This window comes from Thiofilum sp. (assembly GCF_016711335.1).
GTDB lineage: Bacteria > Pseudomonadota > Gammaproteobacteria > Thiotrichales > Thiotrichaceae > Thiofilum.
On sequence record NZ_JADJTF010000001.1, the window covers coordinates 3104327 to 3117738 of the forward strand.

Below are 13412 nucleotides of genomic sequence, written 5' to 3' on the forward strand. Positions count from 1 at the left end.
GGGTGAGGGGTTGTTATCGTGGTTGACGACATCTTCCCACACTGGAGGCTTCCAGCCTATTTTTCAATCATGCCCAAACTGTCCGAAGTATTGCTACTAATAGTACCTTTTCTGGTAACTACGTCATTAATGGTGTGATTCCTAAATAACGTACTGCCTAAATAGTAACCCTACTAAGCCCTATACCTTAAAACCGTATAGGGCTTTTGTATTTAAGTGGGGATAATCAGTGTTAAACTAGGTTTACCTCATTTTGCGGAGACCCTTCCCATGCGGAAAACTTTAGGGACTATTCTACTCACTGTTATCAGCACTCCCTTATCGGCTCAGATGTTGCCTATGTCTAGTCTTAGCCAAGAGCCATTAGTCAATCAATTAATTATTAAGCTTAAACCTACTAGCACGGGCATGCGTCCCGCTATGACGCAGAATACCCTAACTACCCTTGCGGCGAATACGGTCTCTAATTTACGCTACAAACGCGCTATGTCAGGTGAGGCGCATGTACTCTACCTGCCCCAACCCATGACGCGCGAGCAGGCAGAAAATTATGCTAAAACGGTCAGCCTGCAAAGTAATATTGAATATGCCCAACCTGATTACTTGAAATATCGAGCGGCTATTCCTAATGACAGCTACTTCACTGGCTCCCAATGGAATTTGCAATCACCCTCTATCTATCCGGGGGCCATTAACGCGATACAAGCATGGGATGAAACCACTGGCTCCAGTGCGGTCACTATTGCTGTAGTGGATGCTGGTGCAACTCTTAATCATCCCGATCTAACGGGGCGTGGTGTGCCAGAGCTTACCTATAGTGGCTACGATATGGTGATTAATAATAGCCTAGTCAATAGTGGTGATGGGGATAATCGTGATGCTGATCCTAGTGAAACGGACACTTCATGGCATGGTACACATGTAGCAGGCATTATCGGGGCTAGAGCTAATAACAACCTTGGGGTGAGCGGTATTGACTGGAATGCGTACTTATTATACGTGCGCGTATTTGGCGCTTCAGAAGGGGCGAATACTTCCGATGTGGTGGATGGTATCCGTTGGGCAGCGGGTGATCCGCAAGTGAGTAATGGCGCGAGTGGCGGTGGGTTTTTACCCGTCAATCCACGCCCTGCTAAAGTGATTAATCTAAGTCTAGGAGGCCTAGGAAGCTGTCGCAATAGTGAGCAGGACGCTATTAATTATGCTACTGCACGCGGTGCGAGTGTCATCGTTGCCGCTGGCAATGGTTGTGCTATGGTAGGTATATGTGCTCCCCAATATAGTAATGTGGAAACTGGATTAAGTTTAGATACCACGCCCCATAGTCCCGCGAATTGTAATAATGTGCTTACTGTGGCAGCGGTGGCTTCCAATGGTCAAAAAGCACCTTTTAGTAATTATGGCTCTGCTATTACGGTAGCCGCTCCGGGTATGTATGCTGTAGGTAGTACCTTAGGCATTATCTCAACGCTGGGTGGCAGCGCTCAATACGGCTATATTGCAGGAACCAGTCAAGCAACGCCGCATGTAGCGGGCGTCATTGGTCTGATGTTAGCCGCTAACCCTAGTCTCACGCCCACTCAAATTAAACAAGCTCTTCGAGCCTCAGCCCGACCTTACCCTTATGCGGATCGTTGGCAAACTCAATTAGGTGGTGGATTATTAGATGCATGCCGTGCGGTGCGTTATGTCAAAGGTTTAAGTATGGCAAGTTGTGATACTGCTACCACGGGAACATTAGTTCCCACTACTGACTGGAATAGTACTCCTAGCACTCCTACCACACCGCCTAGTTCAGGTGAAAGTAGTGGCGGCGGTGGCGGTAGTTTAAGTGGAGGGTTAATAGCGCTAATGCTCAGCATGATTGGATTCAGAATACTTAAACGCCCACGCTGATAAACACTTTTAAATAGGATAAATACTATGCTCAAAGCATTATTAGTTAGCACCTTACTCGCAAGCCTTATGGCCTGTGCACCTAATACTAACTCTAACACGCCCCCTACCAAGCCTAACCCTGTTGCTAATCAAGAAGCTATTGCCCAGATCATTATTAAATTTAAACCGGGCTATGCTGACCCCAACCAGCCCTTATCTGCACAGCAAATGGCGCAGCTCTCACAAGTCGCGGGTGTACCTCTCAGTTATGTACGACCTATGTCGGGAGATGCTCATATTATCGCTACCAGCCAAGCGATTCCCCTAGCTCAAGCCGAAGTACTAAGTGCTAAATTACAAACGCGTCCTTTTGTAGAGTATGCCGAGCCTGATCGCATCATGCGCATCCAATAAACTCTTAAGCCGAATATCCTATTCCCGCTAAGTGTTTCGCTACAAGTAATCGTGTGTTTCTAAAGCAGTCTTGGCGGCAGGGATGCCGCCTTTCGGCTATACTGCTCTCGTAATCCCTATTACCCAAACCCCAAAAAACGACTACACTTCATGGTTTCAACTCTCTACTAGCAATAAAACCTTTGAATACTGAACACCGCCCACCGACTCCCCTAGTCACTTACACCTTGATCGCTTTATGCGTGTTGGCATTTATCCCTTATGTCAATCAAATGTTACCCTCTCCCAACCCTTATGCGCTGTATCTACCTGCTAATCCTAACTTTCACGAGTGGCAATATTTAAGCAGCATGTTTATGCATGGGAGTTGGATGCATTTAGCCTTGAATATGTTAGGTCTGTGGATGTTTGGTAAAAATTTAGAATACTTATGGGGTTCTGCACGATTTTTAATTTTTTATTTGGTCTGTGGAATAGGTGCGGGCTATATTTATAACGAAATTAATACTTATCAATTTAATGAGTTAGCGAATCAGTTTCAAAACTTAGGTCTGACAACTACCGATCTCACTCGCATTATAAAAGAAGGCTTATATCCTGCGAATCTTCCGGGTTTGACGGAAAAATTGGTGAGTGACTATTATAGCTTTTACCATACCCCCACGGTGGGCGCATCGGGAGCCATTTATGGCATTTTAGCCGCTTATGCGTTTTGCTTTCCTAATCATAAGTTAGTGTTGCTCTTTATCCCTTATCCGATTGCCGCTAAATATTTCGTACCGATTTTATTATTGATTGATCTATTCTCCGGTGTGACTGGATTCTCGATTTTTGGTGATGGTATAGCACACTTTGCCCATGTCGGTGGCGCTATTGTCGGGACAATCTTAGTACTGGTGTTTGGACGCTGCTCGCATCGACTGGAGTACGATTAAGGTCTAACCTCATGGAAGCTAGAAAACTTTTTACAATTAATGACTTATATCAAGCCCAACAACAGGATGAGCGTATTGAGTTAATCAATGGGGAATTAATTAAACGCCCTATGGCTCGTTCAGAACATGCATTAGCACAAGCAGGGCTATCAGGGCAATTTTTACCGTTATGGGGCAAAGGTGGCATGGGGGGATGGTGGATTATGACGGAAATCAGTGTGCGCTATAGTGAGCATCATTGCCCCACTCATGATCTGGCAGGTTGGCGTAAAGAACGCTTACCTGTGCGCCCTAAAGGGGTGATGGATTTATTGCCTGACTGGGTGTGTGAAATTACGTCGCCCGGACATGAAAGAAAGGATACCTTCACTCAATTATTGCGCTTACAAGCTTTTGGAGTACCTCATTATTGGCTGATTTCACCGGAAGATAAAACACTGATTGCCTACCAATTAGAAAATAATGCCTACCGAGTAGCCTTTGCAGTGGAGTGTGAATCGAGTGATTGCAGTCAATTAATGATTCCACCGTTTAGCGACTATGTATTAGATTTTGGCTTTGTGTTTGGGTAAGTTATTAAAAAGTAAACTTTTGAAAAACACCAACCCTTTATATGAAAATAAGTTGCCTAGCTTTTCATTGTATGTTGAAATATTATTCAAATTAACTTACTTAATGGAGATTATTCTATGCCTATTCCTTTTATCATTGGTGCTGCTGTAGCAGCGGCAGCAGGTTTTGGTGCAAAAAAAGCTTATGATGGTTATCAAGATAAAAGTGAGGCTGAGCGTATTGCGGCTAATGCTGAACAATCCTATAAACAGGCGAAGGCAGATTTGGATAGTGTTAATGACGAAGTAAGTAAGCGGTTAGAAAGTTTAGGAGAGCTTCAGTTAGAAATTGGTTCTAAGTTTGACAATTTTGATAAGTTGATTAAAGAAATTCTGGAAAGTAATGACTTTCAGCATACTAATATTCATTTCAATATTCCTAAACATAAACTAGATAAAATTCGTGAGGTGGCTTTTACTGCTACTGACTATTTAAAAACTGTCGTAGCAGGAGGTGCATCAGGGGCTGCGGCAGGTTTTGCGGTCTATGGCGGTGTTATGACGTTGGCGGCAGCTTCGACCGGTACGCCTATAGCAGCTCTTTCGGGTGCAGCCGCCTATAATGCTACTATGGCAGCCATAGGTGGTGGGTCTTTGGCTACAGGTGGGTGGGGAATGGCAGGAGGTGCTATGGTATTGGGTGCGGCAGTAGTAGCACCTATATTAGCTATTGCAGGGTGGGCTTATGCATTTCATGGCGCTAAAGCATTGGAAAATGCCCATAAATATCAGGCTGAGGTCGCTAGTATTTTATTAAAAATGAGTAAAGCCAATGCTCATTTATTAAAAGTAGATGAATATGCCACACGTATGGAAACAAGCTTGCTTAAAATGGATGAGGTCTTCCAACTTTATTTTGATAAATTAGTAGAGCTTAATGCTTATATTAAAGTAGGCAATAAAGACGCGGCAAAAAATTTAATAGGTGCGGCACAGTTTTACATTGAAAATGGCATTGCATTAGCCGCTATTATGGCTAGTATTATATCTCAGCCCTTATTTAAAGTTAAAAAAGATACAGAGGGCAAGGTAGTAGTTAGTACTGATGGGGTGGTTGAAATCGAAAAAGATAGTGATGGTATGCAAATTCTAGATAGAGAGGGGATTGAGCATAACTTACAGCAATCTGACCAAGATTTTAATACTCTAATGGCTAAAAATAATAACTAATTAAGGGAGCTGTTTATGGTAGCAACGACTGCAAGCTTTGATTGGTCTGAAGAACTACATCAATTGTTGGTAAAAAATCTAGTTACTTCTTTTGGTTTAGATTTTTTATTATTTCAAGATAAAAAAGGTGGAGACGTTGATACTATTCATAATGTGCGTCAAGGTATTTGGGCAACCGAGGCTGAGAAAAATCGTTATGAGCAACGGGGTGACTATAATTCTGTTGACTACCATAAACACCCTGATTATATAGCTAAAGGTCGAGAGGATAAACTACAGCAACATAATGACCAATTAGAGGACAGGTATACTAAAACAGGTAATCTAAACCGCAATAGCCCGCGTGACCTAGATCACACTATATCAGCTAAAGAAATTCATAATGACGCAGGACGAGTCTTATCAGGCTTGTCGGGTGAAAGTTTAGCCAATCAAGGCTCTAATTTAAACTCTACTCATAGTAGCATTAACCGCACTAAACAAGACAAAAGCGTAGAGGAGTTTTTAGGTAGCCTACCTAATACTATTGCCTTAAGAGAGCAAGAGTTATCTAAATTACAAGCTAAACTAGATACTATGCCTCAGGCTAACTCAAAAGATCAACATGCGTATCGAGAGTTGGAAGCATCTATTAAGCAAAAGGAAGAATCACTAGATCAACTCAAAAATATTGATCCTGATAAAATGCGTGAGTTAGATCAAAAGGCACGTGCTCAATATGACTCACAAATTAATTTAGCCTACTATACTAGTACAAAATTTTTTGCAAGTACTCTAAGCTCAGCAACCAGTGCAGGTTTTAGAATGGGTTTGAGGGAATCTTTAGGGATTATTTTAGCTGAGTTATGGTTTGAGTTAAGAAGTGAAATTCCTTTAGTGCTAAGCAAGTATAAGGGCAAAGGTACTAGTGTTGTAGCTCTACTGGATGATTTTAAACGAGTTTTTTTGCAAGTAGTGGAACGTATCAAAAAACGCTTTAAAGATATTCTTACCACTTTTAAAGATTCGTTTATAGGTGGTTTTTTTGCAAGCATTACTTCAACTATTTTGAATGCTTTTTTAACTACTACTAAGCTGTGGGGAAAGATCATTAGAGAAAGCTGGAATAATCTGGTTAAGATTATTAAACTAGCCTTTTTTAACCCTGATAATTTATCACTAGGACAGCTCAGTAAGGCTTGTTTTAAAATAGTTGCTTTAAGTACAGGAGTTATAATTGGCTCAGTATTGCATAGCGTACTAGCAAGTTCATTAGCTTTTCCATTTGGGGCGGAAATTAATAGTTTTATTAGTGCCTTTGTAGGTGGAGTAATTACGCTGGGGTTAAACTACTTTTTGGATAGTAGCCCTAGTATGCAAAAATTATGGACTTTCTTAGATACTATTAAAAGTAAACATGAGAAGCTATTAGATTATTATAAACCGATTAATCAAGAATTAGATGCTTATCTAGTTAACTTATCTGTGATTGAGTTTAACTTTGATGCTAATGAGATAGCTCTATTTGTGAATAGTCTAGCAGACACTAATAGTGAGTTAGAGCGTAATATAATGCTTACTAAGCAGCTAGAACAACGTGATATAAAAATACCTTTTGAAATGGGTAAGAAAAAATCATTAGAAGATTGGGTTTTAAAGCTTTGTGATGACTAGTAGTAGCCGAAATTTTCCCTGTTATCAATGCGGAGCTTGCTGCAAGCAAACGCATTTATCAGAAGCTACTCAATATTTAAGTCGAGGTGATGGAGTTTGTATCCATTTTAGTGAAACTACTAATCGTTGTACTATTTATGCAACTAGACCTGATGTTTGTCAAGTTGCATTGTTTTATGAAAAACATTTGAATACAGTGATGTCTTGGGAGCAATATGTTGAAATGAATTTAGCTTATTGCTTATACTTAAAAAACAATTTAAAGCATGAGTACTAGCTCTGTAATACTAAAACTTACCAACTTCTAATTTAACACAGTTATGCCCTAAAAATCCTAATAATTAACCTCAAAACTCAGGAAAAAGCCCAGCTTTTACCCTTGCCACAACACTCATAAAATCCTCTTCAAAAACTGCCCTGTAAACGACCCCTCTACCTTCGCTACTTCCTCTGGCGTCCCCACGGCAATAATTTTCCCGCCACGACTGCCGCCTTCTGGTTCTAAATCTACCACCCAATCCGCCGTCTTGATCACATCCAAATGAGGATCAGCAGTGCTGATAAGGTAACAACTGTAAACCATCAATAAAGCGATAATCCTTCTGATTCTTGCTAATCAAGGGTATAGCCATTTCTAGCGCAGTAGCGGCAATCAGTCCATCAGGAATCAACAAACCATAACTCAAGCGGTATTGTTGCAACAGCTCCAATCCCCGCTGTGAAATACTTGCCGACAAATGGATAACCTGAAAGCGTCGCAGAAATTTGGCAAGTTCACGCAGTTCAGTTTTGTTGCGGCAACCCACCACCAATTCCATTTGGGTTACGATGCTGACGGCAAGGCTGGAAGTTGATTCGAGACTTTGCAATACAGTAACTGCCGTCTCATCTTTATGTGCTGCATCAATCAGAATATCCGTATCAACTAACGTCCACTCTGCCATTCTCACCCCCATTCCTTACGGCGTAACTCGCGCACCCAGCGGCTACTATCCTGCATATCCTTACGTTCGCACCACATCCCAATGAACGCCTCTTGCGCCAATGCTACACGGGCAACCTTCTTTTTTGTGGGCTTCGCTGTCTGATAACGCCCTTTCATAAAGTCAATGAAATCGGCAACTTGCTGTTGTGCATCAGGGGGAAGGGAAGAAAAACGCTCCATCACTGTTTGTGTATTCATGGTGAACCTCATTACAACCATTCTTCATATAATAGTTACTGTATCACAACATCCGCTTCAGGAACTCCCCTGTAAACGACCCCTCTACCTTCGCTACTTCCTCTGGCGTCCCCACGGCAATAATTCTCCCGCCGCGACTTCCGCCTTCTGGACCTAAATCTACAATCCAATCAGCGGTTTTAATCACATCCAGATTATGCTCGATCACCACCACCGTATTTCCACCATCCCGTAGACGATGCAACACTTGCAGCAGTTGATCGACATCATGAAAATGCAGCCCTGTGGTTGGCTCATCGAGGATATAAAGCGTTTTTCCGGTACTACGTTTCGAGAGTTCTTTGGCCAACTTCACCCGCTGTGCCTCGCCCCCTGAGAGTGTGGTGGCATTTTGACCTAGCGTGATATAAGACAGCCCCACCTCCATTAAAGTACTCAGCTTGCTATAAATCGGCGGTACAGCTTTAAAAAACTCACATGCTTCTTCCACCGTCATTTCCAGCACTTCATGAATATTTTTGCCTTTGTAGCGTACATCTAAGGTTTCGCGGTTATAGCGTTGCCCATTGCATACTTCACATTTCACATACACATCGGGCAAAAAGTGCATTTCCACCTTAATTACCCCATCTCCCGCACAAGCTTCACAACGCCCCCCTTTGACATTAAAAGAAAAACGTCCGGGTTCATAACCGCGTGAACGTGCCTCTTGGGTGGCGGCAAATAACTCCCGAATCGCTGTAAACACTCCGGTATAAGTGGCTGGATTTGAGCGCGGGGTGCGACCAATCGGGCTTTGATCAATATCAATAATCTTATCAATCTGCTCCGCGCCTTCGACGGCTTGGACAGGAGCCACTTCAACACTGCTATCGTGTAAATGTCGTGCTAAATAAGGATAGAGCGTGCGATTAATCAGGGTAGATTTACCCGACCCTGAAACCCCTGTAATGCAAGTCAGTAAACCCAAAGGTATTGCTAAAGTGACATTATCCAGATTATTACCACTTGCCCCCACCACACGCAGAACACGCTCTGGATTAAACGGTGTACGCTGTGCAGGCATAGAGATAGTACGTTTGCCTGATAAAAATTGTCCGGTAATTGACTCTGGACTAGAGGCGACTTGTGCAGGTGTACCTTGCGCTACGATATGTCCCCCATGCACCCCAGCGCCGAGACCTATATCCAAGACAAAATCAGCCGCACGAATCGCATCCTCATCATGCTCTACTACAATGACGGTATTACCTAAATCGCGCAGCCGAAATAAGGTTTTGAGCAAGCGTTCATTATCGCGCTGGTGTAGCCCAATTGAAGGTTCATCTAATACATACATCACCCCGACCAGACCCGCACCAATTTGCGAAGCTAGCCGAATACGCTGCGCCTCACCCCCTGAGAGTGTTTCCGCACTACGACTAAGCGTTAAATAATCCAACCCCACATTGACCAAAAACTCTAATCGTTGGCTGATTTCACGCAAAATTTGGCGGGCAATCTGTGCTTGTTTGCCTTGTAGCTCTAAAGTAGTAAAAAATTGATACGACTCACCAATAGGCAAATCACTAATACTGGGTAAATTGCGCCCTGCAATCAGTACATGACGTGCTTGCTCATTCAGGCGCGTACCCTTACAGGTGGGGCAAGGGCGTGAAGCTAAGTACTTACTCAACTCATCGCGTACTGCATTAGAGTCCGTTTCTTTATAACGCCGCTCTAAATTATTGAGTATGCCTTCAAAGGTATCGAGGCGCTGATAAAATTGCCCCTTACCTCCTTGATAGGTAAAATCAATCGTGCGCTCTCCACTACCATTCAACAGTACTTCTTTTACTTTATCGGGTAATTGCTTCCACGGGGTATCGATACTGAATTGATACGCCTTAGCAAGCGAAGTCAGCATTTGATAGTAATACGCATTGCGCCGATCCCAACCACGAATCGCGCCATCCGCTAAACTCAAAGCGGGATTCGACACCACGCGCTCTGGATCAAAATATTGCTTTACCCCCAAACCATCACAGCTTGGACACGCTCCTTGAGGGGCATTAAACGAAAATAAACGCGGCTCTAATTCAGTCAACGCCCAACCACAATGTGGGCAAGCATAATTGGCCGAAAATAGTAATTCCTCACCTTCTTGTCCGTCCATAGGGGCAATAATCACTAAGCCTTCTGATAATTTCAGCGCAGTTTCTATCGACTCTGCAAGGCGTAAAGCAATATCACTGCGCACCTTAAAGCGGTCAATCACTACTTCAATAGTATGCTTTTTACGCAATTCTAAGGTGGGTGGAGCTTCTAAATCATAGACCTCACCATTAACTCGTACCCTTAGGAAACCTTGTACTTTTAAGGATTCAAACAGTTGTACATGCTCCCCCTTACGCTCACGCACTACCGGAGCAAGTAGCATATATTTGCCTCCTTCGGGTAAAGCGAGTACTCGATCCACCATTTGGCTCACGGTTTGCATGGCTAGATCAACTTGGTGAGTAGGACAGCGCGGTGTTCCAGCACGGGCAAATAATAGACGCAGATAATCGTGAATTTCGGTAATCGTACCAACCGTAGAACGTGGATTATGTGAGGTAGTCTTCTGTTCAATCGAAATCGCCGGAGATAGCCCTTCAATATGGTCTAAGTCCGGTTTATCCATCATAGATAAAAACTGCCGTGCATAAGCCGAGAGTGACTCGACATAACGCCTTTGTCCTTCAGCAAAGATGGTGTCAAAAGCTAGGGAGGATTTACCAGAACCTGATAAACCCGTAATCACAATCAATTGATCACGGGGTAAGTCTAAATCAATATTTTTCAGGTTATGAGTGCGAGCGCCACGCACACGGATGAATTTATCCATAAGGGTTTGTTAGCCTAAAACCGTACCAAAACCGAATATTAGCAACTTTCGGCGCATTTGGGGACTAATACTTTTTGCTAGGACGGGTAGGACTAACGACAAGGTCCTACGGTGTAAGAGACGACCTTGTTTTCACTACAGGCTAGGCATTTGCTGGTATAGGTTAAGCGTCTAAAACGTTCTCTACCTGTTTTAATCAAAGCACACACAGGTCTGAACTCACGCTCACACACTTTAGCATTAATCGCTTCATTATTAGGACACGGAATTTCTGCATGCAGCTTTTTAACTGTTTCAGCTTGCAATGGTGCAGCCATTAGCCCCCATAACAGGCTTATAAGAAATACTTTATATTTCATTTATATACTCCTTGGTTTATCACTCCTTTCATCTTTGAGCGTAGTCACAAAATCAGCAAATTACCTCACATTTATTCCTATAGTGAATAAGAATTGTTGATATATTATTTGGCAATAATCACTCTTTTTTGATAACTTTTATATTTTTAATTGGCAGTATTATTATCAAATAGTTGGTAATAGTTAGCTCAACTATGGAAAAATTGCGCGGCACTATTACCATCGGCTTGTTGCAGCCAGCGGCGCATCAGGAGGGAAATAAGCTGTGGATGTTTGCTGACAATTAAGCGTGCGGCTTGCTGGACTTCCCCTAACCAGCGTTGATCTCGCACTAAACTCGCAATCCTTAAACGCGCCTCACCTGTTTGTTTAGTTCCTAGCACTTCACCCGGACCACGAATCTCTAAATCAATATCCGCAATTTTAAAACCATCTTGGCTTTGGCGCAGGGCATCGAGACGCTTACGTGAGGTTTTGCCTAAAGGGGCTTGATAGAGGAGTACACAACTACTCGCTACACTGCCCCGCCCGACACGCCCCCGTAATTGATGTAATTGGGATAAGCCTAGGCGCTCAGCATTTTCAATAATCATTAAAGACGCATTGGGCACATCTACCCCTACCTCAATCACCGTGGTAGCGACTAAAAGTTGTAGTTGATTAGCTTTAAACTCAGCCATCACGCGCTCTTTTTCAGAGCCATGTAATTTGCCGTGAATTAGACCGATTTGAATGTGTGGGAGGCGCTCTTTGAGTAGTTGTGCAGTTTTTTCAGCCGCTTCGCATTGTAAGGCTTCGGACTCCTCGATCAGCGTACACACCCAATATACCTGTCGCCCTTGGGAACACGCGAGCGCAATGCGCTCAATAATATCATCACGGCGCTCATTGCTAATCGCTACGGTGGTAATCGGTTGGCGTCCGGGGGGTAGTTCATCAATCACTGAATAATCTAAATCACCATAAGCGGTCATGGCTAAAGTGCGCGGAATCGGGGTAGCGGTCATGACTAATTGGTGGGGATAGTGTTCGCCTTGTTTGCCCTTTTCACGCAGCTCAAAGCGCTGATGTACTCCAAAGCGATGTTGCTCATCAATAATAATTAAGCCTAATTGCAAAAACTCCACCGTGCGCTGAAATAAAGCATGCGTACCAATCGCTATATGGCTAATGCCTAATAATAAATTCTCGACCTTACGTTTACGCTGGCGCGGTGTTTGTGAACCGGAAATAAACTCAACCTCTAAACCCAGTGGATTAAGCCATTGGCAAAAGTTTTGATAATGCTGCTCGGCGAGTAATTCGGTGGGAGCCATGAGTGCTACCTGATAGCCATTCGCAATCGCCTGTAATGCAGCGGCGACGGCGACCAACGTTTTACCCGACCCAACATCGCCCTGTACTAAGCGATTCATCGGGCTATTCGCTCTTAAATCTTGCTCAATCTCGCCCATCACGCGCTGTTGTGCTCCGGTAGGCTTAAAAGGGAGCAAGGTGAGGAGCTGCTTAAAATAGGTATTGGGCGCGAGCATTTGTGGAGCGAGTACCTGCTTAACCTTATGCCGTGCTTGTTGCACCCCTAATTGATGCGCGAGTAACTCCTCAAAAATCAAGCGTTGTTGGAGCGGATGTTTACCTTCTAATAAGGTACGGGTGGCTAAAGTGGGAGGCGGATTATGCAGAACTTGCAAGCAATCTCTTAGAGGGGGGAATTGATAACGCTGCACTAAAGCGGAAGGTAATAGCTCTGGTAAGTTTTGTGCCTGCTCTAACGCTAATTCAATCAAACGCCTTAAAGTGCGCTGTTGTAAACCCTCAGTACTGGGATAAACCGGAGTCAAGGCTTCTGAAATGGGTGCAGGATCATTATTTTGCACAATCCGATATTCAGGGTGTGCCATTTCTAAGTGATTACCCGCTTGACGCACCTCACCAAAACAACGCACCCATACGCCCCGTGCTAAAGCGCGTTGTTGGGCATTATTAAAGTGAAAAAAGCGTAAAGTGAGTTGCCCCGAACCATCACTGATTTTACATACCATCATGCGTCGATTGCGCATAATGACATCGGTTTGCTCGACCTCCCCTTCGACTAAGACTTCTTGTCCCGCTTTTAATGTGCCTAGGGCATAAACCTGTGTGCGGTCTTGATAGCGCAGCGGCAAATGAAACAGCAGATCACCCACGGTGAATAAGCCGAGCTTAGCTAATTTTTCCCGTACCAACTCAGTAACCCCTTTAAGGTCAGTCACAGGTATATCCAGCGCTGAAGTCGGTACAGTTGTGGTTGTCATAAATAAATCAGTACTGAGCGGCTTTAAACCATTATGCGTTAAAAAAGTA

13 protein-coding genes are annotated in these 13412 nt (G+C 43.5%); 7 read left to right on the forward strand and 6 right to left on the reverse strand.

Annotated elements, in window-relative coordinates; translation table 11 throughout:
* Positions 1 to 270: 270 nt before the first annotated feature.
* From IPL34_RS14680 to IPL34_RS20750, 7 genes are all read left to right on the forward strand, one after another.
* Positions 271 to 1896 (forward strand): S8 family serine peptidase, encoded by a 1626-nt coding sequence (locus tag IPL34_RS14680; protein ID WP_296842196.1) that lies wholly within the window; start codon positions 271 to 273, stop codon positions 1894 to 1896.
* A 27-nt stretch (positions 1897 to 1923) separates the two neighbouring features.
* A complete protein-coding gene (locus IPL34_RS14685) occupies positions 1924 to 2292 on the forward strand; it encodes a hypothetical protein (protein WP_296842197.1) in 369 nt (122 codons plus the stop codon).
* A 182-nt stretch (positions 2293 to 2474) separates the two neighbouring features.
* The gene (locus IPL34_RS14690; protein WP_296842198.1) at positions 2475 to 3227 is read left to right on the forward strand and encodes a rhomboid family intramembrane serine protease; all 753 of its coding nucleotides are present in this window, start codon (positions 2475 to 2477) and stop codon (positions 3225 to 3227) included.
* 11 nt (positions 3228 to 3238) lie between these two features.
* Positions 3239 to 3799, forward strand: a complete 561-nt coding sequence (locus IPL34_RS14695) for a Uma2 family endonuclease (RefSeq protein ID WP_296842199.1) — start codon at positions 3239 to 3241, stop codon at positions 3797 to 3799.
* 117 nt (positions 3800 to 3916) lie between these two features.
* Positions 3917 to 5008: a hypothetical protein gene (locus IPL34_RS14700; RefSeq protein ID WP_296842200.1), complete on the forward strand. Its 1092-nt coding sequence runs from the start codon at positions 3917 to 3919 to the stop codon at positions 5006 to 5008.
* Positions 5009 to 5023: 15 nt separating this feature from the next.
* Positions 5024 to 6661 carry a hypothetical protein gene (locus IPL34_RS14705; protein WP_296842201.1) on the forward strand — a complete coding sequence of 546 codons (1638 nt, stop codon included), beginning with the start codon at positions 5024 to 5026 and terminating at the stop codon, positions 6659 to 6661.
* Entirely contained in the window at positions 6654 to 6938 is a 285-nt protein-coding gene (locus tag IPL34_RS20750; RefSeq protein WP_366931059.1) for a YkgJ family cysteine cluster protein, read from the forward strand. The genes IPL34_RS14705 and IPL34_RS20750 overlap by 8 nt, the downstream gene beginning before the upstream one ends.
* A gap of 114 nt (positions 6939 to 7052) precedes the next feature.
* Here the strand turns inward: IPL34_RS20750 and IPL34_RS14710 are convergent, their stop codons facing one another.
* From IPL34_RS14710 to recG, 6 genes are all read right to left on the reverse strand, one after another.
* Positions 7053 to 7244, reverse strand: coding sequence for a hypothetical protein (locus IPL34_RS14710; protein ID WP_296843086.1), 192 nt, complete (start codon positions 7242 to 7244; stop codon positions 7053 to 7055).
* Positions 7210 to 7605 (reverse strand): type II toxin-antitoxin system VapC family toxin, encoded by a 396-nt coding sequence (locus IPL34_RS14715; RefSeq protein WP_296842202.1) that lies wholly within the window; start codon positions 7603 to 7605, stop codon positions 7210 to 7212. Before IPL34_RS14715 ends, IPL34_RS14710 begins: the two co-directional genes overlap by 35 nt.
* Positions 7606 to 7607: 2 nt before the next feature.
* Positions 7608 to 7844, reverse strand: coding sequence for a DUF2281 domain-containing protein (locus IPL34_RS14720; protein WP_296842203.1), 237 nt, complete (start codon positions 7842 to 7844; stop codon positions 7608 to 7610).
* Between the two features lie 43 nt (positions 7845 to 7887).
* Entirely contained in the window at positions 7888 to 10710 is a 2823-nt protein-coding gene (gene uvrA / locus IPL34_RS14725) for an excinuclease ABC subunit UvrA (protein ID WP_296842204.1), read from the reverse strand.
* Positions 10711 to 10802: 92 nt separating this feature from the next.
* The gene (locus IPL34_RS14730) at positions 10803 to 11069 is read right to left on the reverse strand and encodes a hypothetical protein (protein ID WP_296842205.1); all 267 of its coding nucleotides are present in this window, start codon (positions 11067 to 11069) and stop codon (positions 10803 to 10805) included.
* 188 nt (positions 11070 to 11257) lie between these two features.
* A complete protein-coding gene (gene recG, locus IPL34_RS14735) occupies positions 11258 to 13363 on the reverse strand; it encodes an ATP-dependent DNA helicase RecG (protein ID WP_296842206.1) in 2106 nt (701 codons plus the stop codon).
* Between the last annotated feature and the right edge of the window lie 49 nt (positions 13364 to 13412).

Coding starts and splice junctions, on each gene's coding strand:
- uvrA (WP_296842204.1), bottom strand. CDS start 10,710: ATGGATAAATTCATCCGTGTGCGTGGCGCTCGCACTCATAACCTGAAA.
- IPL34_RS14710 (WP_296843086.1), bottom strand. CDS start 7,244: ATGGTTTACAGTTGTTACCTTATCAGCACTGCTGATCCTCATTTGGAT.
- IPL34_RS14700 (WP_296842200.1), top strand. CDS start 3,917: ATGCCTATTCCTTTTATCATTGGTGCTGCTGTAGCAGCGGCAGCAGGT.
- IPL34_RS14685 (WP_296842197.1), top strand. CDS start 1,924: ATGCTCAAAGCATTATTAGTTAGCACCTTACTCGCAAGCCTTATGGCC.
- IPL34_RS14695 (WP_296842199.1), top strand. CDS start 3,239: ATGGAAGCTAGAAAACTTTTTACAATTAATGACTTATATCAAGCCCAA.
- IPL34_RS20750 (WP_366931059.1), top strand. CDS start 6,654: ATGACTAGTAGTAGCCGAAATTTTCCCTGTTATCAATGCGGAGCTTGC.
- IPL34_RS14705 (WP_296842201.1), top strand. CDS start 5,024: ATGGTAGCAACGACTGCAAGCTTTGATTGGTCTGAAGAACTACATCAA.
- IPL34_RS14680 (WP_296842196.1), top strand. CDS start 271: ATGCGGAAAACTTTAGGGACTATTCTACTCACTGTTATCAGCACTCCC.
- IPL34_RS14720 (WP_296842203.1), bottom strand. CDS start 7,844: ATGAATACACAAACAGTGATGGAGCGTTTTTCTTCCCTTCCCCCTGAT.
- IPL34_RS14730 (WP_296842205.1), bottom strand. CDS start 11,069: ATGAAATATAAAGTATTTCTTATAAGCCTGTTATGGGGGCTAATGGCT.
- recG (WP_296842206.1), bottom strand. CDS start 13,363: ATGACAACCACAACTGTACCGACTTCAGCGCTGGATATACCTGTGACT.
- IPL34_RS14715 (WP_296842202.1), bottom strand. CDS start 7,605: ATGGCAGAGTGGACGTTAGTTGATACGGATATTCTGATTGATGCAGCA.